Annotated in this window: 26 protein-coding genes and 1 riboswitch; of the genes, 1 reads left to right on the top strand and 25 read right to left on the bottom strand. The window is 43.4% G+C overall.

Features of this window, described 5'->3' with window-relative positions; translation table 11 throughout:
- Positions 1-5: 5 nt before the first annotated feature.
- From folE to AC4EHK_RS06785, 18 genes are all read right to left on the bottom strand, one after another.
- The gene (gene folE, locus AC4EHK_RS06870; RefSeq protein ID WP_490978058.1) at positions 6-590 is read right to left on the bottom strand and encodes a GTP cyclohydrolase I FolE; all 585 of its coding nucleotides are present in this window, start codon (positions 588-590) and stop codon (positions 6-8) included.
- A 399-nt stretch (positions 591-989) separates the two neighbouring features.
- On the bottom strand, positions 990-1,262 hold the full coding sequence (locus tag AC4EHK_RS06865) for an HU family DNA-binding protein (RefSeq protein ID WP_006829858.1): 273 nt from the start codon (positions 1,260-1,262) through the stop codon (positions 990-992).
- Positions 1,263-1,434: 172 nt separating this feature from the next.
- Positions 1,435-2,145 carry a YphF family lipoprotein gene (locus AC4EHK_RS06860; RefSeq protein WP_490978057.1) on the bottom strand — a complete coding sequence of 237 codons (711 nt, stop codon included), beginning with the start codon at positions 2,143-2,145 and terminating at the stop codon, positions 1,435-1,437.
- Positions 2,146-2,155: 10 nt separating this feature from the next.
- Positions 2,156-2,359 (bottom strand): DUF2768 domain-containing protein, encoded by a 204-nt coding sequence (locus tag AC4EHK_RS06855; RefSeq protein WP_490978056.1) that lies wholly within the window; start codon positions 2,357-2,359, stop codon positions 2,156-2,158.
- An 87-nt stretch (positions 2,360-2,446) separates the two neighbouring features.
- Positions 2,447-3,466, bottom strand: coding sequence for an NAD(P)H-dependent glycerol-3-phosphate dehydrogenase (locus AC4EHK_RS06850; protein ID WP_490978055.1), 1,020 nt, complete (start codon positions 3,464-3,466; stop codon positions 2,447-2,449).
- 21 nt (positions 3,467-3,487) lie between these two features.
- On the bottom strand, positions 3,488-4,798 hold the full coding sequence (gene der, locus AC4EHK_RS06845) for a ribosome biogenesis GTPase Der (RefSeq protein ID WP_490978936.1): 1,311 nt from the start codon (positions 4,796-4,798) through the stop codon (positions 3,488-3,490).
- Between the two features lie 94 nt (positions 4,799-4,892).
- Positions 4,893-5,927, bottom strand: coding sequence for a type 2 isopentenyl-diphosphate Delta-isomerase (gene fni / locus AC4EHK_RS06840; protein WP_490978054.1), 1,035 nt, complete (start codon positions 5,925-5,927; stop codon positions 4,893-4,895).
- Positions 5,928-5,949: 22 nt separating this feature from the next.
- Positions 5,950-7,095, bottom strand: a complete 1,146-nt coding sequence (rpsA, locus tag AC4EHK_RS06835; RefSeq protein ID WP_490978053.1) for a 30S ribosomal protein S1 — start codon at positions 7,093-7,095, stop codon at positions 5,950-5,952.
- Positions 7,096-7,163: 68 nt separating this feature from the next.
- Positions 7,164-7,754, bottom strand: coding sequence for a lysophospholipid acyltransferase family protein (locus AC4EHK_RS06830; protein WP_490978052.1), 591 nt, complete (start codon positions 7,752-7,754; stop codon positions 7,164-7,166).
- 1 nt (position 7,755) lies between these two features.
- Positions 7,756-8,430 (bottom strand): (d)CMP kinase, encoded by a 675-nt coding sequence (gene cmk / locus AC4EHK_RS06825; protein WP_490978051.1) that lies wholly within the window; start codon positions 8,428-8,430, stop codon positions 7,756-7,758.
- Positions 8,431-8,583: 153 nt separating this feature from the next.
- Complete coding sequence (gene prsW / locus AC4EHK_RS06820; protein ID WP_490978050.1) at positions 8,584-9,273, bottom strand: glutamic-type intramembrane protease PrsW; 690 nt, start codon at positions 9,271-9,273, stop codon at positions 8,584-8,586.
- A gap of 86 nt (positions 9,274-9,359) precedes the next feature.
- A complete protein-coding gene (locus AC4EHK_RS06815; RefSeq protein ID WP_490978049.1) occupies positions 9,360-10,328 on the bottom strand; it encodes an asparaginase in 969 nt (322 codons plus the stop codon).
- A gap of 181 nt (positions 10,329-10,509) precedes the next feature.
- A complete protein-coding gene (locus AC4EHK_RS06810; RefSeq protein WP_490978048.1) occupies positions 10,510-11,478 on the bottom strand; it encodes a YpdA family putative bacillithiol disulfide reductase in 969 nt (322 codons plus the stop codon).
- 66 nt (positions 11,479-11,544) lie between these two features.
- Positions 11,545-12,306, bottom strand: coding sequence for a metallophosphoesterase (locus AC4EHK_RS06805; protein ID WP_490978047.1), 762 nt, complete (start codon positions 12,304-12,306; stop codon positions 11,545-11,547).
- A 69-nt stretch (positions 12,307-12,375) separates the two neighbouring features.
- A complete protein-coding gene (locus AC4EHK_RS06800) occupies positions 12,376-13,005 on the bottom strand; it encodes a CBS domain-containing protein (protein ID WP_490978046.1) in 630 nt (209 codons plus the stop codon).
- 68 nt (positions 13,006-13,073) lie between these two features.
- Positions 13,074-13,865, bottom strand: coding sequence for a LysM peptidoglycan-binding domain-containing protein (locus AC4EHK_RS06795; protein ID WP_490978045.1), 792 nt, complete (start codon positions 13,863-13,865; stop codon positions 13,074-13,076).
- 79 nt (positions 13,866-13,944) lie between these two features.
- A complete protein-coding gene (locus AC4EHK_RS06790; RefSeq protein WP_490978044.1) occupies positions 13,945-15,372 on the bottom strand; it encodes a RecQ family ATP-dependent DNA helicase in 1,428 nt (475 codons plus the stop codon).
- Complete coding sequence (locus AC4EHK_RS06785; protein ID WP_490978043.1) at positions 15,369-16,394, bottom strand: YpbB family protein; 1,026 nt, start codon at positions 16,392-16,394, stop codon at positions 15,369-15,371. Before AC4EHK_RS06785 ends, AC4EHK_RS06790 begins: the two co-directional genes overlap by 4 nt.
- A gap of 106 nt (positions 16,395-16,500) precedes the next feature.
- Between AC4EHK_RS06785 and AC4EHK_RS06780 the strand changes: the two genes are divergently transcribed.
- Complete coding sequence (locus AC4EHK_RS06780) at positions 16,501-16,752, top strand: ferredoxin (protein ID WP_038704175.1); 252 nt, start codon at positions 16,501-16,503, stop codon at positions 16,750-16,752.
- A 319-nt stretch (positions 16,753-17,071) separates the two neighbouring features.
- Here the strand turns inward: AC4EHK_RS06780 and AC4EHK_RS06775 are convergent, their stop codons facing one another.
- From AC4EHK_RS06775 to AC4EHK_RS06745, 7 genes are all read right to left on the bottom strand, one after another.
- The gene (locus AC4EHK_RS06775) at positions 17,072-17,653 is read right to left on the bottom strand and encodes an ECF transporter S component (protein ID WP_490978042.1); all 582 of its coding nucleotides are present in this window, start codon (positions 17,651-17,653) and stop codon (positions 17,072-17,074) included.
- Positions 17,654-17,796: 143 nt separating this feature from the next.
- Positions 17,797-17,930, bottom strand: a riboswitch (FMN riboswitch).
- A 75-nt stretch (positions 17,931-18,005) separates the two neighbouring features.
- A complete protein-coding gene (locus AC4EHK_RS06770) occupies positions 18,006-19,190 on the bottom strand; it encodes a hypothetical protein (RefSeq protein WP_490978041.1) in 1,185 nt (394 codons plus the stop codon).
- Entirely contained in the window at positions 19,180-19,713 is a 534-nt protein-coding gene (gene sigX, locus AC4EHK_RS06765; protein WP_490978040.1) for an RNA polymerase sigma factor SigX, read from the bottom strand. The genes AC4EHK_RS06770 and sigX overlap by 11 nt, the downstream gene beginning before the upstream one ends.
- 46 nt (positions 19,714-19,759) lie before the next feature.
- Positions 19,760-21,541, bottom strand: coding sequence for an ATP-binding protein (locus AC4EHK_RS06760; RefSeq protein WP_490978039.1), 1,782 nt, complete (start codon positions 21,539-21,541; stop codon positions 19,760-19,762).
- Positions 21,534-22,250, bottom strand: a complete 717-nt coding sequence (locus tag AC4EHK_RS06755) for a response regulator transcription factor (RefSeq protein ID WP_490978038.1) — start codon at positions 22,248-22,250, stop codon at positions 21,534-21,536. The genes AC4EHK_RS06760 and AC4EHK_RS06755 overlap by 8 nt, the downstream gene beginning before the upstream one ends.
- A 218-nt stretch (positions 22,251-22,468) precedes the next feature.
- A complete protein-coding gene (ccsB, locus tag AC4EHK_RS06750; RefSeq protein WP_490978037.1) occupies positions 22,469-23,653 on the bottom strand; it encodes a c-type cytochrome biogenesis protein CcsB in 1,185 nt (394 codons plus the stop codon).
- On the bottom strand, positions 23,650-25,308 hold the full coding sequence (locus tag AC4EHK_RS06745; protein WP_490978036.1) for a cytochrome c biogenesis ResB family protein: 1,659 nt from the start codon (positions 25,306-25,308) through the stop codon (positions 23,650-23,652). The genes ccsB and AC4EHK_RS06745 overlap by 4 nt, the downstream gene beginning before the upstream one ends.
- Between the last annotated feature and the right edge of the window lie 7 nt (positions 25,309-25,315).

Raw genomic sequence — 25,315 nt, 5'->3', positions numbered from 1 at the left:
CCGTATTAGTTCATATTGATATATGTGATGACTTCCGAACGTTTGATATCGTCTGTTTCAAGAATTCCACGGGAAACAGCTGTCACTGTTTTGGAACCAGGTTTCTTGATTCCTCTCATTGTCATGCACATATGCTCCGCTTCAATCATTACATAAACTCCATGCGGATTTAAGGTCTCCATAAGTGAATCTGCAATTGTTGAAGTAATCCGCTCCTGAAGCTGCGGACGTTTTGCGACCGTTTCAACAGCACGTGCCAACTTGCTTAGCCCGGTTACGATCCCGTCACGCGGAATATAGGCGATATGCGCCTTGCCGAAAAATGGAACGAGGTGATGTTCACACATCGAGTAGAAAGGAATATCTTTGACGAGCACCAATTCTTCGTGTCCTTCATGAAAAACGGTTTTGAAATATTCTTTGGGATCTTCTTTCAATCCGGAAAATACTTCTGCATACATCTTAGCTACCCTTTTAGGCGTATCCTTCAGTCCTTCTCGGTTTACGTCTTCCCCAACCGCCTCTAAAATCATCGAGACAGCTTTTTCAATTTTATCCAGGTCTACTTTTTGCGCTTTTACATCTATCATTCTGTTTCCTCCTGTTGAAGACGAATCGGTTATTTTTTTGGCAGCAGGATGGCTGCCGGTAATTTTCATTTTACATTTTATGTAATGCACGTAGATTTTCAGTCACACTGCTTCGCCAAAACGTCTTATGCCTGTCGGAGCAGAACGGCCGCCTCCGCTTTTCTCACTGTCTAGCTCCGGGAGCCAGACCCTCGGGTCATAAGTCAACCCAGCTGTGCGGCAAAGAACGCCACCCTGCTGGTCTGCCTTATGCCTGTCGGGTCTAAACGGCTCCCTCCGCTTTTCTCACATGAATCGTAGCATACGCACAGGTGTTTCGCAAAATTGTTGACTCAAAAAAAGAATGACTTTTGCAAGATTGTGTCTCGCAAAAGTCATCCTATGTACAGAGGCTAAAGCTTACTTCACTGCGTCTTTAAGCGCTTTACCTGGCTTAAATGCAGGAACTTTGCTTGCAGCGATCTCAATTTCAGCGCCAGTTTGTGGGTTACGTCCTTTGCGGGCCGCGCGTTCGCGTACTTCAAAGTTACCGAAACCGATCAACTGTACTTTTTCACCTTTAGTTAGAGCGTCTTGAATCGTCTCAAATGCAGCGTCAACTGCTTTGGCAGCGTCTTTACGAGAAAGTTCAGCTGCTTCAGCAACAGAGTTCACTAATTCTGTTTTGTTCATGCTATTCACCTCCTCTCAAAGGGGATGCAACCATCAATCCTGTAAAAAGAGTATCACAACGAAAATCGCATAGCAACAACAAACAGCCCGCTTTTTCAATAAAACCACCAAATACTAACAAAATTTTCTAAAAAGGGGACATTTCTATTAAAAACGCGCTATCTCAATGTTTTTACTCTGCTAAAAAGATCGGTTCGTTTTCTTCATTTATTGTGTACGGCAGTGAATATGCTGGGACGACAGGATGATCTTCGTAAAGAATAAATCGAATATCCTGTCCAGCTTCTAACTCACCTTCATACTCCTGTAGAGCTGAATAAAGGTCCATAGCATAATCGATATAGACATCTCCACTGCCCGTAATCACCATTGGCAAATTCCGACCACTATAGGGACTGACAACTGTTGGCTCTTCAGAAAACCCCATTGCTTCGTGGTTAAATTTGTAAACGTTATCTGCTAGGATTTCAGAAATTGGCGCCTGCCCTCCGTTTGCACTTTTGCGGACATTGACAGATCTGATGGCTTCTGCTGCTTGCAGATCGACCAGTTTTACAGTAGGGCTTTCCTCAACGTCCATTAAGACATATTGAAAAATACCGCCTGTCTCAAATGCATTGGTAGGCACTTCTGCGGTGTAAGTAGGAACAATTAGCGAAAAATCAATTGGATACTTGATGTATTGATCAACTTCCATATCCCTTGTCTTTATCGGCAATAACCCACCAGTTGCACCTCTGTACTGATTGACCGCATTTTGGACAGTAATCAATTGATCTTCGTAGGGAACTTGATTTTCGGCTCTCTCACTTTGTGGATATCCGCATGAAGCCAAAAATCCCACAACGAGGAGAAGCAATGCAGCTAATGTTGTTTTTTTCATTTTTCTCACCTCATGCGCCGCCGGTAGGGCCGCTGAATACTGTGAATACCATGATAAAGAATCCAAGAATCAGCAAAATATATGCAACTAACGCAAAAAGAAATTTAAGGATGCCATTGTTCAGTTTGTATCTGCTTAAGTAGATAAAGCCCATTGAAATCATCAAAAAAGCAATTCCAGCAAATGATACCCACATTTTATCTAAAGCACTCATAATTGCCCGCCTTTCATAGTGTTTCAGTCAATAGTATAGCATAAAAAAAGAAGAGGCAGCTTGTAGCACCCTCTTCTTTTGTGACAATTAAAGTAAGTTAATCAAATCTTCCATCTCATTCTTTTTCATGCGTCCCATCAGCTTTTCAACTGCTTCGTCGGTGGATACCTCATCGAATAGAACCGAATAAAGTGCAGCTGTTATTGGCATAGGAACATTGTATGCATGCGATAACTGATAAGCCGCTTTTGTAGTTCGGATGCCTTCGACAACCATGCCCATTTCTTCCAGTACTTCGTCCAGAGACTTTCCTTTGCCGAGCATGTTTCCTGCACGCCAATTGCGCGAATGAACGCTCGTACAAGTGACGATTAAATCGCCCACTCCGGTCAACCCAGAGAAAGTTAAAGGAGTCGCTCCCATCTTCACACCGAGCCGTGCAATTTCTGCCAGGCCGCGCGTCATGATAGCAGCTTTGGCATTATCTCCAAACCCTAAACCATCCGTTATCCCAACTGCCAACGCAATAATATTTTTCAAAGCGCCGCCAATTTCAACACCAATCACATCCGTGTTCGTGTAAACACGGAAATAGTGGTTCATGAACAAATCTTGGATCCGGTTAGCCGCTGCGGTATTCTCACAAGCTGCTGTAACAGTCGTAGGGTGCTCTTGCACCACTTCTTCCGCATGGCTTGGCCCTGACAACACAACAACGTCTTCAATCCATTGTTCTGGTATCTCTTCACGAATCATTTCACTGATTCGCTTTAAAGAGTCCGGTTCAATGCCTTTTGAAACATGGACAAACAAAATTTTTCGATTCAGAATTTTTTTGATGTCCTGACAAACTTCACGGATGGCTTTTGTTGGAACTGCCAATACAAAAATGTCTCCGTGATGAACTGCCTGAGCCAAATCGCCGGTTGCTTTCAGGCTTTCTGGCAGCCGGGTATCTTTCAAATAGCGCTTGTTTGTATGTTGATTGATTTCATCCGCCTGTTCCTGGCGATGTGTCCAAAGCAATAAATCGTGACCATTTTGAGCGAGGACATAGCTCAATGCTGTTCCCCAGCTCCCTGCTCCAAAAACAGATACTTTTTCCATAAGCTGAAACCACCTTTTACCTTAAGTACGAGCTCTTGTAATCAAACGAAGAGGAGTTCCTTCGAAATCGAAGCTTTCACGAATCCGATTTTGCAAGAAACGTTCGTAGCTAAAGTGCATCAAGTCCGGTTCATTGACAAAGACCACAAATGTCGGAGGCTTGATTGCCACCTGCGTTGCATAATAAAGGCGCAAACGGCGGCCTTTATCAGACGGCGCAGGATTCATAGCAACTGCATCTTCAATGACTTCGTTCAGGGTACTTGATTGGATGCGTCTTGAATGGTTGTCGTTCACTTTATTGACAATTTCTAAAATGCTGTGGACTCGTTTGCCGCTGATCGCGGAAACAAACATAATCGGTGCATAATCCAAAAATAAGAAATGCTCACGAATTTTTCGCGTCATAACATTCATTGTTTTTTCATCTTTTTCGATGGCGTCCCATTTATTGACGATAATGATGACTGCTTTTCCAGCTTCATGAGCATAGCCGGCGATTTTTTTGTCTTGTTCCTGGATGCCTTCTTCTGCATTCAAGACCACTAAAACAACATCCGAGCGTTCAATCGCACGCAATGCACGCAAAACACTGTACTTCTCAGTTGTTTCATAGACTTTCCCTTTTTTACGCATACCGGCCGTATCAATAATGACATAAGGCTGTTCGTTGTATTCATATTGAGTATCTATAGCGTCGCGTGTTGTTCCGGCCACTTCACTAACAATAACTCTTTCTTCACCGAGAAATGAGTTGACCAAAGAAGATTTACCGACATTCGGGCGGCCAATCAATGAGAACTTGATCACATCATCTGGGTATTCTTCTTCGTCATCTTTCGGGAAGTTTTTGGCTACTTCATCCAATAGATCCCCTAATCCTAGACCATGTGATCCTGAAAGTGGGAAAGGTTCGCCCATTCCAAGTGTATAAAAATCATAAATCATGTGGCGCATATCGGGATTATCGATTTTGTTGACGGCTAAAATAACCGGTTTTTTTGCGCGATACAAGATCTTCGCTACTTGTTCATCTTGCGCTGTGACACCATCACGTCCGTTCACAAGGAATATGATGACATCCGCTTCGTCCATAGCAATTTCTGCTTGCTGGCGAATTTGTTCGAGGAATGGCTCGTCTCGAAGATCGATGCCTCCTGTATCAATAATGTTAAATTCATGTGTCAGCCAATCTGCAGAACTGTAAATACGGTCACGAGTCACTCCTGGAATATCTTCCACTATAGAAACCCGTTCTCCTACCACGCGATTGAATATCGTGGACTTACCAACGTTCGGCCGGCCAACTATTGCTACTACCGGTTTTGACATAGTTAAATTCATCCTTCCACTTCTGATATGCCTATTATACACGAAAAAGGCGATGGCATCTGTTAAATGTCCATCCCCCTAAAATGTGCAATATTCAGTTTTTCTTAAGATTTGCGTAAGATGCCGGATTGTAGCCTCTTGCAGTAAGATATTGCGCCAACTCTCCGGAAATGACCGCAGGACATTTCTGTAGATCTGCTAAATTTTTAGCTCCTAACGCAGTCATCATCATCGCAAGATCTTCATAAAGCCCATTAATATCAGTGATTAGCTGTTTTTCGCCATCCTGCATCGCTGTTTTCAAAAACGATCCAGCCAGGCCAACTGCATCAGCACCCAATAAAAATGCTTTGATCATATCCTGGGCATCCTGGATGCCGCCTGAAGCGAGAACCGTTTTGCCAAAAACACTCTTCACTTCCACAATTGCAGCTGCTGTCGGAATGCCCCAATCTTCAAAATACGCCAGCTTGCGTCTGCGGCGTTCATTTTCAATTAAGGCAAAATTCGTCCCGCCAAAGCCACTGACATCTATTGCAGAAATTCCGGTACGGCTTAGTTTCCCTGCAGCTTCACGCGACACGCCAAAACCCGTTTCTTTAATGATCACAGGCACTGTAAGCTCTTCTGCAATCGCCTGTATGCGGTCCAGTGCTCCACGAAAATCACGATCACCTTCAGGCATAGTCAACTCCTGCACCACGTTCAAGTGGATTTGCAGCGCATTGGCTTCGATCATCTCGACCGCCTCCTGAGCCTGCTGGATTGTTGCCTCACTGCCAAGATTGGCCAGCAAAATGCCATTGGGGTTTTCTTTTCTGACAATCGCGTAAGATTGTCGCTCATTGCGGTCTTTCAGCGCGGCCATCTGCGACCCGACGGCCATTGCCGCTCCCGTCTCTTTCGCAACCCGTGCTAACAATCCATTTAATTGCTCGGTGTCTCGGCCGCCGCCGCCGGTCATGGCATTAATAAAAACAGGTGATTTCAAGTTCAAATCACCTGTTTTTGGTTTTATGCTGATGTCGGAAACTGCAGAATCCGGCAAGGCCTGATGGACCAACCGAATATCATCAAACATGTTCTTTCTGCTCTGTCCTGTCGATAAAGCAAATTGTATATGATCCATTTTACGTTCAGCTCTCGACATCTTATTCGGACTTAAACCCTTTTAGTTTATCGCCAATTACATCACTGATCGAGAATCCAGTAGACTCTTCAGGCATATCGTATTTCGAGAAATCCTGATCGCCTTCTTTTTCCTGCAGCTCTTTGATGCTAAGTGACAGACGCTTATCGGTTTTATTGACTTCAAGAACTTTTACTTGAACTTCTTCGCCTTCAGTCAATACTTCATTTGGGGTTCCGATATGCTTATGCGCAATTTGAGAAATATGGACGAGTCCTTCCACTCCCGGCAAGACTTCCACAAATGCACCGTAGCTGACCAGACGCTTGACCGTTCCTGTATGAACAGAACCTTTTGGCGCCTTCTCATCTATAGAGTCCCATGGTCCAGGAAGTGTGTCTTTAATGGATAAGGAAATCCGTTCGGAATCCCGGTCAACAGACAGTACTTTCACTGTCACTTCTTGGCCTTCCGTTACAACGTCAGAGACCTTTTCTACGTGTTCATGCGACAGCTGAGAAATGTGGACCAAACCATCCACACCACCGATATCAACAAAAGCTCCGAAAGACGCAATGCGTTGTACTTTGCCTTTCATCTCGTCTCCAGCATGAATTTTTTCCATGACTTGAACTTTTTGAGATTCTTTTTCTTTTTCAATAACCGCTCGATGAGAAAGAATCAAGCGATTATTTTCTTTTTCCATTTCAACAATTTTAAATGTTAGCGTTTTTCCTTTGTAATCTTCGAATGATTCTACAAAATAATCTTCCACTAAAGAAGCCGGAACAAATCCGCGGACGCCTAAATCGACGACTAATCCGCCTTTTACGACATCTTTAACTTCTGCTTCGATAATCTCGCCTGACTCGAATTTTTTCTCTAATTCATCCCAAGCTTGCTCGGCATCCACTTTGCGTTTGGATAAAACGAAATTTTCATCTTCTACTTTCGTGATGATCAGATGCAATTCATCTCCGACTTCAACCGAATCTGATGCCTTTTCGATATGCAGGCTTGATAACTCACTGATGGGAATAATGCCATCAAAAGGCGCCCCTTCAATTGTTACGGTTACTGCTTTTTCTTCTATTTTGGCAACTATCCCTATTACGCGATCTCCTGTTTGGAAGTCACGGTTTTCCATCATATTCGTTTCCTCTGACATAAGTAGCCCTCCTTCACAAACTATCCACTTTCTATTTTATTCGAATTCTCTAATAAAAACAAAAATTATCACTTATTAACCGCATAGTCATCAAGAATTTTCTGGATACTGGACATAATGGCTTCTGTCACTTCATCTACTGACGCTTTTCGCTCGCGAAATGGCTCCATTCGGATGGGTTCACCATAAACAACTTTAACTTTGCGAAACGTCTTATAAGGACCAATGATGGCGCAAGGCATTACATCTGCATTGCCCCGCAGCGCAAAGAATCCTGCGCCACTGAGCCCTTTTTTCAAGACACCATCTGTAGACCGCGTCCCTTCAGGAAACAGCCCTACAACTTCTCCGCTTTTTAATATCTTCAATGCAGTACGAAGAGCTTCGCGGTCACTCATTCCCCGCTTTACAGGAAAAGCATTTACTTTCGGCAAGAGCGGCCCAAGAATTGGCGCCTTGAACAATTCTTCTTTTGCCATGAAATGGACGGTTCTTGGGGCTGTCATTCCGACTACCGGTGGATCAAGTGCGTGTATGTGATTGGAACACAGCAGAATGCCGCCTTCTTTCGGAAAATTTTCAGCGCCGATTATTTCAAAGCGGTATAAAGGGCTTAATACTGTTTTCACTAGTCCTTTTCCAAACGCGTATAAATTCACTTTACAGCAACCTCTCTTCAGCCAGTTTTAATATGCTCTTCGCAGCTTCATCAATCGTTAAGTCGGTTGTATCAAGATAAATCGCATCTTCTGCCTGGCGCAGCGGAGAAACAACACGCTCACTGTCCATTTTGTCCCGCTCGGAAATTTCAGCCTGAAGTTCTTCAAGAGGCGTTCGGATATCTCTTTTTTTATTTTCTTCGAACCGTCTTCTTGCACGTTCTTCGACTGATGCGGACATAAATACTTTTAGTGCAGCATCCGGCAGGACGTCAGTTCCAATATCCCGGCCATCCATAACCACTCCGCGTCCTTCAGCGAGTTGCTGCTGCAGCTCAACCATCCGGATCCGAACCAGTTCATGCGCCGCCATTTCTGAAACAGCTTTGGTAACATGCTGAGAACGGATCGCTTCTGTCACATTTTCTTTATCAAGGAAAACCAGCTGGCCATTTTCAGACGGCTGCAGGTCGATTTCTGTTTTCGATAGCAACTGGCCCGCTTCTTCATTGCTGGCCATGTTTATTCCTTCAGCTAAAGCTTTTAATGTAATCGCTCGGTACATAGCACCGGTATCGATGTATACATAGCCCAGTTTTTCTGCAACGATCTTCGCTATTGTGCTTTTGCCCGCAGCCGCTGGCCCATCGATCGCTATTTGTATCGGTTTCGTCAAAATAGTCACCTCATCATATGTATTCATCATATTTTAACATAAGAAAAGCGGGAGTGTCTTTGAAGACTCGACTCCGTCAGAAAATCTAATAGGTTATATTTTTTTAAACAAAAAAAGTCTTAATGTATAAGACTTTTTCTCAGGGTATTTGTTTTATTCACCTGATTGCGCCGACGAATTGTGGTCATGGTAATGTGACAGCGAAAGTTGATGGGCCTGCTTTACTTTCCGTAGGCCGAACCACCAAAGAAATAACATAAATGGAATAGCTCCATACATAATATTATCGTAAACATAAAGACTTGAGTTGTAAGCAAGATGGAGAATCACTGAGCTGGCAAATGCCCAGCCAATCAACCGCCAGCGTTTACTGCTTTTGGAAAACTTCGCCTTGCCAAAATAATAGCCCATTACAACGCCAAATAAGGCATGGCTGGATACTGGCAAGAATGCACGTATGAAAGCGGTTTGCATGCCAAACTCCAACAAATACAATATATTTTCGACTGTGGCGAAACCCAAAGACACGCTTGCCCCATAAAGGATGCCATCGTAAGGATCTTCAAAGTCAACATGGCGATAAACGGCAATTAGCAGAACCAGCCATTTAAAAAACTCTTCCACAAAGCTGGAAAATAATATATTCTGTGCAAAGCTATTGGTAAAGACGCCCTCTGCATCAAAAACATATTGAACAAAGAGAATAGGGAATGTTAAAGCTGCACCATACAAAAAGCTTTGAAATAGCAATTTAGATGGCTCGCTGGAAAACTGGTCACGCAAATACAAATAACTAAACAACGCTAAACTCGGGGCTATTGCTACAGTTAATAGAATAATCATCGGCCTACCCCTTTGTTTGGATTACCGTTATTGTATCATGTTTATCAGCATGATTTTCAGCTTTTCCAAGCAGTCTGCAAGGGCTTTTATCTTTCAAAAGCATCCGCTTGGATAGGCTCACCGGTGGACAATAAAACCGAAAGTTTGATGCGTGCTTTTTTGCTGTCATAGTCACTTCCGAGCACAACACCGCGAGTCAGCAGGTCATGTGCGCTTCCTGGGTAGCTGTAGGCAGGGTACGCGTTGCCTTCTTCAGCACTTGTTGTCAGGATGACCGGAATTCCTTTTCTGACAGCATGATCAAGTGCATCAACCATGTGTGGAGAAACCTGCCCCCTGCCTGCCGCTTCCAGTACGATGCCTTTGGAAGGACCCGACACCAGCATATCGACCAAATAGCCATCTTGACCAGAATGACATTTTATGATATCCACTCGCGGCAATGGGCCTTTAACTGTATGTACTTCATGTAATACAGGTTTTTGGTAAACCCGTACCGTGTCATTGTCGATAATACCAAGATAGCCATGCCCGAACGAATCAAAGCCTTGCAAGTTGCTGGAATGGACTTTCTTGACGTATTTGGCACTGTAAATCCGTTCGTTAAAGACTACAACTGCCCCTATTCCTCTCAAACTATGGTCTACTGCTACGTAAATTGAATTGCGCAGATTGGAATAAACATCGGTTCCAACTTCTTCAGGAGAACGCTGTGAGCCTGTGATGACCATTGTACGGTCGTCATCAATTGTCAGGTCCAAAAAATAAGCTGTTTCTTCTAACGTATCGGTACCGTGAGTCACAACAACCCCCTCAACTTCCGGATCCTGCAATTCCTGAAGAATCGCTTCTCTAACCGTCAGCATTTGCTCGAAGCCGATGTGCATACTCGGCAATTGGAAAACATCAATCACTTTTACTTCAATTTCTTCTGGCAACTGGCAAAGTTCAGCCAGTTCCTTTCCGGAAATGGCACCTGATTTCAGTAAGCCATTGGAAATTTCTCTACTGGCGATAGTTCCACCCGTGGTAATCAACGATACTTTCTTTTTCATTTTCTAACTCCCTTTCACGGTTTCACAATAGATTCAAAACTACAAAAAGAAAGCACAATCAATATGTGCTGTGCTTGTAGACAAAAAATAGTTAATTATAAGACTCAAAGAATAAACTCTCATTTAGCGCGTTTATACAGAATCCTTTGCTCTAGGTGGGAGCAGCGAAGCTTTAGCACACTCAATATGTGCTTTCTTTTTTTGCAATAGCTTCCGCAATTTGCTGTCCATGAAAGCGACCATTTTCAATAAAGATTTCATTCGCATTATTGCCTGCTGCAATCACTCCAGCAACGTACAAATTTTCTACATCAGTTTCCATCGATTCTTCATCAAAAGAGGGGCGTCCAGAAATGGGGTCAATGGAAATACCCATCGACTGCAAAAATGAATGGTCCGGATGATAGCCGATCATCGCAAAAACAAATTGGTTTGGAATCGTTTCTTTTTGATCGTTGACTGTTAGTTCCACGGCATGGTCCGTAATTTTGTCGACCATCGAATCAAACAGCATCGAGATTTCCCCTTTTCTCACCAACCCGTCAAACTCTGGCAAAATCCATGGCTTGATGCTCTTGGAATAGCTTGTGCCATGATAGGACACCGTTACACGGCTCCCGGCCTTATGCAAAGCGAGAGCAGCATCCACTGCCGAGTTCTTGCCGCCAATCACTAGAACGTCCTGGTCGAAATAAGGATGTCCTTCTTTGAAATAATGCATCACTTTGGGCAGTCCGGCACCTTCGACTTCCAGTTTGTTGGGCTGGTCATAATAACCGGTCGCTGCCACGACGTACTTGGCCTGGTATTGTCCTTTGGACGTAGTCACGGTAAATTGACTGTCCTTTTCTACCCGTTGAACCGTTTCAAACGGACGCACTTGAATGCCGCTCCGCTTGACGACTTCACGGTAGTAAACCAATGCCTGGTTTCGCTTTGGTTTACTCCCCTCTATGATAAATGGCACATCGCCAATCGATAATTTTTCACTAGTGCTGAAAAAAGTTTGGTGCGTAGGATAATTAAAAATCGCATTGACGATATTGCCTTTCTCGATCACCACCGGATATAGGCCGCGTTTTTTGAGCTCAATCGCTGCGGATAAGCCGCATGGACCGCCGCCAATAATTACTGCATCTACATTTTCCATTTTAAAACATCTCCTGTACGTAATCCTATTCTAACCATACTCGATTTATCTGCAGGGATACAAATATTATTTTTCTGCTTTGATTTTAGGAAATATAGTCAGCACATGGTATTCCGCCTGGGTGCCAAGCCGCAAGTGCAAACCTGTCGTACCAAAGCCATTGCTGATGAGTTCGATTCGATCTTTTTTTACTTTGATTGAGCCTTTTCTAAATAAACCGAAAGGTCCAATGCGAATTTGTCCTCCGTGTGTATGTCCAGCAAGCAATAAGTCTGCAGCATACCGCCCTTTTACTTTCCAAAAATCAAATGGGGTGTGAGAAACAAATATAACCGTATCTTGTTCCCCTACATCTTGAAACGCCGTTTCGAAACCATTTGGCTTGTATGCAAAACGGTCAAACCCAACCAATTTTAACTGTTCATTGCCAAAAAGAGACACTGACCGATCGTCTAACACAATTACACCATGCTTGTCAAAAATTCCCCTAAGTGAAGCTTCGTCAACTTCTCGGTCATTATTGCCCCACACAAAATAAACCGGTGCAAGTGCCGTCAAGTTTCCAATGTTTTTGTCGACCCGTTCTAGCGGTACACCCCTTTCAACCAAGTCGCCTCCGATCACGATTACATCAACAGGGAAATCAAGCAAATCAGCCTGTACGACTCTGCGGTGGATATCGGCCATGAACAGTAATTTAAACGGTTTGAATGGTAGAGTTGTCGGCAATTCCACGGTTTCCTCTACGAGTTTTTCCGAAAAAGCATTCCGGACCATAAAAAGAAGCAGCGCCGTAGCTGCAAAAACAACACCAAGTATCTTTTTCATTATAAAAGTTCCTTCCAAAAAGAAGAAAAAACATAAGCGAGGCTTATGCTTTTTCTTCTTATTCTGCTATTAATCTTCTGCGATGTCTAATACACGGAAACCGGATTTTTCCAGTTCTTTCACAAATCGATCGACATTGTCTTTCTTTTTAATCTTCAAGACAATGCGGCGAACCATTTTATTGGTTTCATCAAATGTAACGAGCGAAACTACGGATTCCTTATACTTTTCGATAATTTCTCCGAGACGACCAATACGTCCTTCGGATTCTACCGAAGTAAACGTGATGCGATAGCCCGGTTTGTTCATCCCAAAGGCACTTTGCAATTGGTTGACGATATCAAAGCGGGTAACGATTCCCAAAAATTGGTGGTCTTCAACAACAGCAATAATCGGGAAATCATTGAGTTCAACCAACGCTTTTTCGTACACATCGTCAATTCCCAAGTAAACTCTCTCGTTCACCATGACGTCGCTGATCTTAGTCGAGTTAACAAAATCCTCATTCGATTTTCCAGAATAGAAAAACGCACGGTATGCATGGTACCAAGTAAAAATCCCTTTGTACTCCGTCCCATTCACAACCGGAATCGCATCAATTGAATACTTTTCCAGCAGGTCAAAACCTACCTTAACCGTATCTTCCATTTTAACTGTGATGCATTTCTCTCTTTTGACCATCGCACTTTTAACAAACATCTAATCGCCTACTTTCTAATCTGTCACTTGTATTCCCTATCCAACTGCCCGCTAATCAATGTAGCAGGTTATGGCAAAACTAAGGTTTGTCCTGGACTAATACTGTTTGAGCTCAAGCCATTCGCCTGTTTGATTTTTTCTACAGCTGCTGCTGCCCCAGCCGCTCCGTAATTATTCACAGCAATGCGGTAAAGCGTTTCACTTGATTGAACCACATAGGTTTTTCCGGAAGCGCTAGGTTCTTCCTGCTGTTCCTCAGCGTCGGCATCTGCTGCTTCTTCAGCATCCTTTTCGGCTTGTGCCTGTGCTGCCGCCTGTGCCTCTGCTTCGGCTTTTGCTTGAGCATCGGCTTCTGCTTGGGCTCGTTCTTCGGCCGCAGCTTGTTCTTGAGCTTTAGCCGCCGCTGCTTCTCTTTCGGCTTGCGCTGCTTCTTCAGCTTTCGCTTCTGCGTCGGCCTTAGCTGCAGCATCCGCTTCTGCTTTTTCAGCCGCTTCTTTCTCAGCTGCCGCTGCTTCTTTTTCTGCTTGTTCTTGTTGTTCTTGTTGCTCATCCTCATCATCGTCGGCCGCAGCGACAGAAGTCTCAGATGGTTGGGAATTCATCTCAAAACTCACTTCATTTTCTGCGGGTGTAGCTGTCAGTGAATCATCGGGTTCAAATAAAAAAGCTACATAAATCAGTAAAGAAACCGGTATTAATATAAAGATAAAAAATAACGCAGGCATCAAAAGGCTTTTGCTTTTTTTGGCTTTAGGCTTTTGTGCCTGTCGCTGAGCTGCTCTCGACAAGGCCGAGTTTTTGTCCACCGATATTTCCTGTCGATTTTTCTCAATCGACTCATGATAACTTTGATTTCCCATAGATGACTACCCCTATCTGTACTAATATATCTATTATGACGAAATAAGGCTCATTTGTAAATGACAGTTAACGAGTTTCTTATATAGGTAATATTACACTTAAACGATCCTGCCATTCAAGTGGCAACTGCTTTTTTTTAGGAAGTGAAAAACTTTCAAAGACATGATAATCGATCCCATCGTTGACACAACAATTGTTTGGCTTGTCTTTAAGGTGTTGATCAAAACATTGAATAATATAGCTGCGCAAGCATCCATCAAGTTCGATCAGTTGTTGAATTTTTTGTACTTGCTGCCTCTTCCCGCTCCTTAAAAGCTCTATCTGCTGGATGACGCCTTCGACAGGCAAATGGGTCATCCAGTAGGAAACGACTCGGAATGCGGTTTCTCTGACAACTCCCTGGTCAATCAGATGCACTGCACCAACTCCGTCGCGGAAAACTGCTTCGATTTCATGCTGTGTGGGCAAGTCATCCATCACCAGGCTCTCGAGCAGCCCTTCATCTCCTTGCGCATATAACAAAGTAGCTAAAGAAGGTTGGCCATCCCGCCCCGCTCTTCCGACTTCCTGGACATAGCCCTCAATCGACGTGGGCAACTGAAAATGAATGACGTGCCGGATATTCGGAATATGGACGCCCATACCAAAAGCATTTGTTGAACAGATCCATTGCAGCTCTCCATTTTGAAATTGCTGCTGCACAAACATGCGATCCTGATGCTCCATTCCCCCATGATAAAATGCGGCTGAAATTCCTTGTTCTGTTAAAAGCATAGATAGTTCTTGGGACTTTTTCCTAGTTCCAGCATAGATAATACCTGGACCATTAAATTTCTGGACAAATTCTTTGATGAAATCGATTTTGTCTCGTCCTTCTTCAAACTTTTTAATGTCGTAAACAATATTTTTCCGGTCCATCGGATGGCGATATACGTAAGGATCTTTAAGCGCTAAATATTTTTTAATTTCTTCCGTTACTTTATCAGTCGCAGTCGCTGTCAATGCAAGCACTTGTGGAAAATTTAAAGACGGCAGAATTTCAGAAATCCGAAGATAGTCTGGCCTAAAGTCAAATCCCCATTGGGAAATGCAATGGGCTTCATCTGCCACCAGCAATGAAATCCGAATTTGCTGCAGCTTTTGTTTAACAAAAGGCTGGACAAGCATTTCCGGTGAAATAAAAATAAATTTATAGGAACTAAGCGTACTCCAAATTCTTTCTCTATCTTCCGGCTTTAAAAATGAGTTTATGGCGACTACTGATTTCTCGCCCATTTTTTTTAGTTGTGCCACTTGATCCTGCATTAACGACAATAGGGGGGAAACAATCAAAACGCTATCCGGCAACACTTTTGCCGGTAGCTGGTAGCAAATTGACTTTCCCATCCCGGTTGGCAACAGCGCAATGACATCCTTGCCAGCCAAGACACGTTCGATAATTTCTCGCTGCCCCGGGCGAAATGATGAAAAACCATAAGCGGAATGCAGTAACTGATCTAAATTCATTCTTGATCCTCCCTAATTGCCAGTGCAAGACGAATTTGAAAATAACTGGCTTCCGGCAGATGTTCTTTGATTTCACGCAATCTCTTGGTTTCCCTGTGCCGACTTTCTGCCACAATCGCCTCATAAAGGGCCTGATTTACAAACGGTGTGTAATTAAAAAAAGGATCGTTCATCGCCAATTCCACAAAATGATCCTCGATCGTACTGGTTTTCAGTTGGCGCAGTGAAGCAATTTGTTCCAGCGAAAACCCTTTGTCGAATAATTTTTCTGTTCGCTGCGCAGTTTCTGTTAATGAAGATTGCTGTATGATGCCTTCCATTAATCCTCGCAAAAGCACTGGTTTGGTCTGTTCGATGACGGACATCCACCCATGAAGCGTTTCTACAGCCATTAACTGAACATCCATAAGAGACAAGTTTTTGGAATCGGCAATTTGCTGCCAAGTCAATCCGCTTAAGCCAGCTCCAGTTAATCGTTCCATGACAATCATTTTATGTGTTTCAGAAACCTCTGCAGCGGTTAATGTAGTAAAAAGTTCTTCTTTAAATGCTTGAGCCACTGCTAAATCACGAAAATGGATTCGTCTCAAATAGTTTTTCACCCACTGCTGTACTTCTTCATTGCTGACAATAGGGTCAAAAGTTTTCTCCTGCTGGCTAATATGGGAGAAAGTTTGAACAATTAGTGACAGCCGGCTGAAGAAAAGATTTTCCTTGCCTCGGTATTTCCAACCGTTGAGCGGGGAAGCTGCAATCGCCACTTCTTTTGCTTTTTGAGACAAATCAATTACCTGTTCATTATCCAGTAAATACCCTTCTGTAAATAACAGCTGAACCGTTTGATCATAGGCTTTCTTATCCAGTTTTGGCAGCACGCCAAAATAAGGATACAAGCCAAAATAGCCAATATCCTGTATCGTTTGACCAGACTTCTTTCCTTTGATCAAATGATAAGGCGAAGAGATGGTCCGCTGCCGGTTGACAGCCTTCATAATGGCAAGAATAAGTTCCGTAAATAACAAGCTTGCGCCCCCTAGCGGTTTTTGGTTGAAAAACTACTCAAACACCTTTAGAATAAAAACGATAGTATAACTGAACTTGTTCGGAGATAAAGGAGAGGAAAACAATATGGCTAAGTATACCATTGTCGACAAGGATACTTGTATCGCTTGTGGTGCTTGTGGTGCTGCAGCACCTGACGTTTATGATTATGATGACGAAGGAATCGCTTTTGTTATTTTAGATAATAACATGGGGACAGAACAAGTTCCAGACGAACTCGAGGAAGATATGGAAGATGCATTTGAAGGCTGTCCAACAGATTCCATCAAAGTCGCGGATTCATCTTTCGAAGGCGACCCTTTAAAATACGAAGACTGATCCAAATAGAAAAGGCGTTCGGCAGTGAATAACTGCCAAACGCCTTCTTTTTTTATGCAAAGCCTTTTTACATTTTTACTTCAAACTCCAGCGCCCAGATTATTGAGTCATAAGTCAACCCAGCCGCGTGACAAAGCACGCCATACTGCTGGGTTGTCTATGCCCGTCGAATCTACACGGGCGCTTGTGCTTTTCTATGTCCAGACTTCAGCGCCCAGCTCCTTGGGTCATAAGCCACACCGGCTGTGCGGCAAAAAGCGCCGCTTCGCCGGCTTGTCTTATGCCCGGCAGAGCTACATGGGCGCTTCCGCTTTTCTATCTATGATAAATAATAGGAACGCTGCTTTTCAATCCAAGTATGCATACTGCTGAACATCAACAGCACGACTGCAGTTAAAAGCAAGCCTTTGATTAAGTTAAACGGTAAGATCCCCAGAACGATTGTTCCGAACAGCACATTGCCTGTTTCTGCAGGCATGTTGAGGAAATAAGTGTACATCGGCAGAAACACTAAATAATTTAAAATACTCATGCCGATTGCCATTGATAATGTACCGGCAGCCAAGCCAAAGGCCATTCCTTTTTTAGTTGCTACTTTGTGGTAGATAAAATAAACCGGCAAAATAAACAATAAGCTTGTAACAAAATTAGCCATGTGGCCAACAGGAACTCCAGTTGGACTTCCTGCAAACAACCAATCCAACACATTTTTGAAAAATGCGACTAAAATTCCTGCGACCGGCCCCATTGTAACTGCTGCGATCAATGCTGGCACATCACTGAAATCCACTTTCAAAAAAGCAGGTAATGCAGGTAATGGAAAGTTGAAAAGCATCAAAATAAACGAAATACTGCTCAACATTCCGATAACGATCATCGTTTGCAACTTTTTGTTCTTCATATTCCTCTCTCCTTGTAGTGATTCACCAGAAGAAAAGCTTGGACCGTGCATGTACATACAAAATCCCTTAAGCAACACGCTTAAGGGAGAAAAGGCACACTTAACAAGCGTTCCGTTTATACATAAACGACACACGTCCGCACCTTCACCTTCTCCCATCCAGACTATACTGTCGGCTTTGGAATCTCACCAAATCCTGCGTTTTACGGCTCGCGGGCTTATGAACAGAAGTTCAATTACCGCCGGTAGGGAATTGCACCCTGCCCCGAAGATGAATCGATATTTTGTTATGTCCTAATCTTAGTATATAGAAAGAGCATTGTAAACAAATATGTTTACAATGCTCTTTTTCTTATTGTATTGGCCATTCTAACAGGTTTGCTGCTGCCGGAACTGGTAATGGCTGGCTAAAGTCAAAGTCATTCCAGACTTCCGACTGCAGCCCTTCCACTTGAACGTTTTTTCCAAACGCATCAGCGGTCAATGCAAAGCTCTCCATCATACGAACCACTACGACAGGATCCAGCGAATTCAGATCAACTTCCCCTTCGATTTCCACTTGCACTTGATCTTCTGTTTCTGACACTTGAATCTCAATGCTTGGTGGAACTGTAGCCTCATAAAAATCGTTCGGACTTTCTGTAAGGGCCTCAATCGCTTCCCCCGCAGCAGTAAATGGCATATCATACCCTGGCACCAGATATACTTTACCACTTGACGATTCAAAAGAATAATAGGCAATGTTTTTCTCCGCTGGGACAACCGGCTCTACAGGGCCAATTTCTGAAAACTCTGCAGCCGAACCGTCTTCGTTCGCCACTTCAATTTCTTCGACATCCTTAAATGTCTCCGAAAGTGTATTAAAGTAAATTCCCATACTGGCAGAAGCTAGGTCGTACTGGTGGTCCTGCGGCAATATATGGCGAATGCCGTCCGCTGTTTGTTCCAAAGTTCCTGCATATGGATGATACTCATCAAATCCAAGTAACTCTTCGTCAATGTCATCAGCATATTCTTGATACAGTTCATAAGATGTCGGACTTTCATCTCCGAATGCTGCTTCTATTTGTTCACGGGGAATCAGAAAGGAGACGGGTACGACAAATGCATTTTCAGTCAAGCCAAGGGTCATCAATGTCTGGTCTCCAATGGCTTCTTCGTAGACGGCCGAGCGCAGCGGTATGTCTGTTTGCGCTATTGAAAACTGATCAGACTCTCCAGTTCCCGACTCTTCAGTTTCAGGAACTGAAGAGTCTTGTTCGGATTGTTCAGTCGTCGCTGAGTCTTCAGTTGACTCTTGAGAATTTTGAGCCGTATCAATCCCATTTTGGCTGATAATAGTGGCGACTAATATCCCTATTGTAATAAATCCCAGCGCTGCAACCAGTAATGGAAGCCATTTTTTTGGACGTTTTGGGATCTTTTCTTTCTGGGCCAACCGATTGTATACTTCTTCTTTTGTTCGGTTATCTTTGATTGCGGGGAAATCCTTTAACAAATCTTCGATGGATTCATCGGTCCATTTGTTATTCGGCATTTTCATCTCCCCCTTCCCTCGCTATTAATTTTTCACGCAATGCTTTGATTGCGCGGTGCTGAGTGGTTTTTACTTTTCCTTCTGTCCAACCTAAAATATCCGCGGTTTCTGCTATTGATAAGTCTTGGAAAAAGCGCATGATGATCACCACTTTTTGGTCTCCGGTGCACGTATCTAAAGTTTTGTACAACAGTACTTTATCTTCATTCAATGATGAAACTTCCTCCGGAATCCGCTCCGACGAAACCAATTGCTGTGTTTCCCAATCAAAGTATTCCATTGAGTGCTTTTTGCGCACGGCCATTTTTCGAAAATGATCGATCGCCACGTTTTTTGCAATGGAAAACAGCCATGTTTTTTCTGAGCTTTTTCCTTCAAATCGGTCATAAGCCCGAAAAGCCCGAATATAGACTTCGTGCATCAAATCTTCTGACAAGTGCCTGTTTTTCACCAAATAAATTAAAAACTGAAAAACATCCTGGTGATACTCTTCGTAAAGCCGATGGAAAACGGAGTCATTCAATATACTCCCCCCGTTCTTAGGATTAGTCGTCTCTGTCTTTGTAAAGTTACATATTTTTTAAGGGCAGCAAAAAGACAAATGAAGTCCCTTCCCCTACAGCACTCTCGGCATAAATTTTGCCTTCGTGCACTTTGATGATGTTGCTTGCAATCGCCAGACCAAGACCGGTTCCGCCTTTGCCCAATGTTCTTGCCTTATCGGCTTTATAAAAACGTTCAAATACAAATTCCAAATCTTTTTCTGAAATGCCCACGCCATTGTCGTTAATCGAAATTTTCGCGTACTCCTGTTGTTGTTCGACACGTACAATGACTTGCCCTTCTTCAGGAGTATGGCGAATTGCATTATCGATTAAATTGGTCATGACCTGCTCAATCCGATCCTCATCCATTTCACTGGCTGCCCAGTCATCGAGTGTTGTTTCAAAAGAAAGTTGAACACCGCTGTCTTTGGCAATCTGTGAAAACTTAAGGGTCATGCGTTCAATAGCACTGTTCAGTTGGACAATTTCCTTATAAATCCGCATGTGTCCAGATTCCATTCGCGCCAGGTTTAATAAGTCCGTGACCAACCGGCCCATCCGCTGCGATTCTTCATAAATGATTTTGGTCATCTCACGGCGCTCTTCTTCTGTTGCGCCAACATCATCCAGCATTGCCTCGCTGTATCCTTGTAGCATTGCAATAGGTGTCCGCAGTTCGTGCGAAACATTGGCAATAAAGTCCTCGCGAAGCTTCTCTAGCCGGTGCTGCTCGGTCATATTATGCAAAACGGCAACAGCGCCCCGAATCGACTCACCGCTGTACAAGGGGCTGAAATTAATGGCATAGTAAGCTCCTTCAATTTCCAACTCTTCTTCAATTTCTTCTTCAAAAACGAGCACATGGTCCAGCATATGAAGCATCTCGGCTGGCAACGGCTGGGCTTCGGTAGAGCCGTTTTTAAAAATCCATTGCTGCAATAATCTCTCAGCTGGCGGATTGCTCAGCAGCACCGTTTTATCTTGATTGAAGGTAATAACCGCATCTGCCATCGACGTCAATATGCTAGATAGTTGCTCTTTCTCTTGATTGATTACTTCTACATGGTGTTTTAGTTGGCGGCCCATTTGATTAAAGGCTGTCGCCAACTGGCCAATTTCATCGCTGGAAGTTGCTCTAACTTTTGTATCGAAATTGCCTTTTGCCAGTTCAAATGCACCTTCCCGCATTTTTCGGAGTGGAGAGGTGATTCGGGATGATAAAAAGAAGGCAAAAAAAGTAGTTAGCAGAAGGGCAATAAACGCGGACAGGAAGACGATGTTAGTAGTTCGCTCAGCAGTTCGGTCCATCACTTCCAACGATTGGTAGATGAATACAACCCCGTGCTGCTCTTCTCCTGTCTGCAATGGACTGGCTAACACGATATAAGACTCCAGCCGGTTTTGTTCTGTCAACGAAGGCAGAAGCATTTCTTTCATCACGGTCTCATCCGATTCGAATACTTGTTGAAAAGATGGCTCGTTCAGGATTTTTTCACGGGTTTCCGAGCCGTTCAACCCGTCGTGAATGTAATAGCTGTCATCAAAGGGCTCTTCAGCGATGACGGCATTGGTTTCTGTTCCGATGACATCTTCGATAATTTCCAGCGAGCTTGCTACTTCAGCATGGTCGTTGAAAATATTGGCAATCATGTTCGCTTCACTATTCAAAGTTTCTTCCACCGTTTCGCTATGATAGTTTCCAAGAAACTCCAAAAGCAGAACCGTCACAATAAAAAGGACAAAGGAAACGAGAAGCAGGATCGTAATCCAAAGCTTCCCGACGACACTATTCCATATTCTATTCATTGCCAACCTCGAACTTATACCCTACGCCCCAAACAGTGACAATCATTTTCGCTGCAGATTCTGAAACGCGGTTCAGTTTTTCACGCAGGCGCTTGACATGTGTATCAACCGTACGCAAATCACCGAAAAAGTCATAATGCCAAACTTCTTTCAGCAAATGCTCGCGATCAAAAACTTTGTCTGGTGCTTTTGCTAAAAAGTACAATAATTCATATTCTTTCGGTGTTAAATTCACTTCTACGCCATCAGCAGTAACGCGGTGCGCATCGTGATCAATTGTTAAATGAGGGAATACAACCAAGTCTTTCGAGACGGTTGAATTGGAAATTGGAGAATAAGCTGATGATCGACGCAAAATTGCTTTCACACGCAGCACTACTTCTCTCGGACTAAACGGCTTGACGATGTAATCATCCGCACCAGATTCAAAGCCTTCCACCCGATTGGCTTCTTCACCTTTTGCAGTCAGCATGATGATTGGCGTCATTTTTGTTTCACGCAATTCGGTAGCCACTTCTACACCATTTTTCTCAGGCATCATTAAATCTAGCAGGATGCAGTGATAATCTTTTTCCATTGCCATGTCCAATGCCTGAACACCGTCTTCTGCCTCTTCTACCAAATAGCCTTCACGCTCCAGATACATTTTCAGCAATCGTCGAATCCGTTCTTCGTCATCCACTACCAATACCGTAATCTCTTCAGACATGATAACCCCTCCAACTTTCTTCTGTTATGTTTCATTGTACCGATAACTCTGTCAAAAATAAAGAAAAGCGTAGACCCACAAGCAGATTCTACTTTCCCAATAGGTACAGGTGAAGCGTTATTGTTCATACCTCCATAGTGAGAAATAATTAAAATTTTACATCCTCGAGAAAGGATAAAAGAAAGGGCCTTTTCCGTTACCGGAAAAGGCCCGTCTCTTTATGCGTAAGAATGCAATCCGGCGATTATTAAATTGACAGCAACCAGATTAAACATAATGATTGCAAAGCCGACAACTGCCAGCCATGCAGATTTTTCACCTTGCCATCCTTTGCCCAAACGCAAATGCAGGTACGCGGCATAGAACAACCAAGTGATTAATGCCCATACTTCTTTCGGGTCCCAGCCCCAGAAACGGGACCAAGCAATTTGTGCCCAAATCATGGCAAAAACCAACGCACCCAATGTAAAGATTGGGAATCCAATAATAATGGCCCGATAGCCAATTTCATCCATCAGCTGCAAATTAACATTTTTAACAAATGGCTTCAATAGCGCCGAAATGCGTTTTCTGAAAATCAAACGAATCAACCAATATATGATAGTTCCGACAATGACTGACCAAACTACAGTAGTCAATTTGCCAGCATGGACGAGCGCAGGCGTTTCAATTAGAGGCGTCATGGCATCCTCTGTTAACGCGACATACTCATTCATCCCAAAAATAGGGGGCATAGCATAAGTAATGGCTGTTTCCTGATCTTCTTTGTCCACATAAGTAAACTCTGCTTCGTAGCCGGTCAAAGAAAAGAATGAACTTACTACAACAAATCCCACTACAAGAACTAGCGAGTACATCATCGCTTCCAACCAGAAACGCTGCTTGGATTTTTTGTTTGGATCTACAACTTTCAGCAAATAGATCAAACCGGCTGCAGCGCTGATGGCGAGAATACCTTCTGCAATAACAACTGTGCTTACGTGAATCGCTAACCAGCTTGTTTGCAGTGCTGGAATAAGCGGGCTAACTTCACTTGGAAACATGCTGGCAAATGCAATAATCAATAAGGCAACTGGCAATACAATCATGCCCAGAACTGCCGTTTTGTAAAGGAAGTATAAAATGATAAATCCTCCGACTAATGTCATGCCGAAAGCAGTCGTAAATTCGAACATATTGCTAAGCGGTGCATGGCCAGTTGCGCCCCATCTTGTAAAGAAGTAACCAAGATTTGCCGCGAAACCAATGAGGGTAATGGTAATTGCAACTTTCCCCCATCGTTTTTCTGAGTTGTATGTTCCTTCTTTGTTGCCTTTTACTGCTCCACCAAATACAAATGTAGCAATAAGGTAGGCAATAAAAGCCACATACAGAAGATTTGAACTTAAATCGGCTAAATTCATAACGATGCTTCACCTTCCTTTTCCGCTTTCTCTTCTTTGTCGATTTCATCCTGCTGATCTGCGTACGCGGGCAATGAAGCATACTCAACAACTTGATCTAGATCTTTTTTCAAACCGAACCAGTTTTTATTGGTATGTCCAGCTAATAGGATTGTACCATCTGCCTTCTGCTGAATCCAAAAACGGCGGTGGTTAAAGTACATCCCTTGTGCCACACCGATCATGAAGATTAAACCACCTAAGCCGAGAATCGGCAAGGTGCTGTCCTTACGAACTGTAAGACCTGAAACATCACGTGTATCTGCGCTTAAGAACGTTAATTTGAAATCATTTTCCCCTAAAGGCTCTACCGTGTTTTGAATTGTGATAAAACTGGTTTCTCCTTCAGGAGTTTCTGGAGTTGTTAGTTCTACTAGGAATCCAGGATTGTTCGGCAATGGTGTTGCAGTTTGCGGTTCGCCATCTTCAAAGCCCGAAAAATCTGGGTAATAACCGAGCAATTCAACAGTTGAACCACTTTCAAGTTCATAAGTGTCTACCGGATTGATTAAATCGATGGTCAACTCTCCAAGCGATTCTTCCGTTTCTTTATTGGTCAAAGCAAAGGTCATTGCTTTGAGTTCATCCAAACGGAAATCCATTTGATAAATCGCATATCCATCAAACTTCAATGGCTGGTTAACACGAATTGGGTATTCCGTAACAACTTCTTGGCCATCTGCTGCACCTGGCAATGCATCTTCAGAATCTTGATATAGCACAATATCCGTCTGATAATTTTTCGCTACCGTACCGACACGGTCCAAGGCTTCACCGAAAACTTCTTCTCCGCCTTCACCAGTATAATTTTCGAGTGCAAATCCTTTGTTTTCAAGATAGTAGCCTGGCACTTCCGGAATCGCGCGTGTTTCACCTTCACGGATCCACAAACTTTCATCAATATAAAAGCCTGGAATCATGCGCAGCATGACGCCAAAAAGAAAAATGATCAAACCAATATGATTTACATAAGGACCCCACCGCGAGAAGCGCCCTTTTTCCGCTAAAAGACCATTTTTATCCGTTCGGACATTGTATTTTAGTTCTTTGAGCTTCGTTTCTGCTTTTTCTAGTGTATCTTCAGCTCCAGGACCGCTGCCATAAATACGCTGTTTGTCCATAAAGCTTGGATGGCGCAGAACTCGTTGGTTTTTTAATGACTTATAAAGCGGGACGAAACGGTCTAAGCTGGCAATTACCAGCGAAATAGCCAACATCCCGACTAATGCGATAAACCAAAAAGAGCTGTACAGATCGTGGAATCCTAACGCATGATAGACGCGTCCAATACTGCCGTAAGTATCGGCATAATATGCTTGGATTGTTGCCTCGGTGCTGGCAGGAACAAAAGCCTGCTGCGGGAGGATTGTTCCAATGGCTGCTGCTACCAGCAAGATCACAATAATACTGACGCCCACTTTAACGCTTGAAAAGAAATTCCAAATTTTGTCGATAATTGATTTGTTATACGTTTGTGAACGTCTGGCTGTTCCTTCGTATCGCATATCCACCAGTTTGCTGTTTTGATCTTTTTCAGTCAAAGACCGCCCGCACGATTCACAAAGTTTCGTACCAGGCGGATTCGTATGACCGCATTGACATTGTAAATTTTCCATCCAAAAA

The organism is Planococcus sp. TJ-307 (assembly GCF_058268435.1).
Note: the sequence above shows the minus strand (reverse complement) of the source record. Positions and strands in the feature narration are given on the sequence as shown.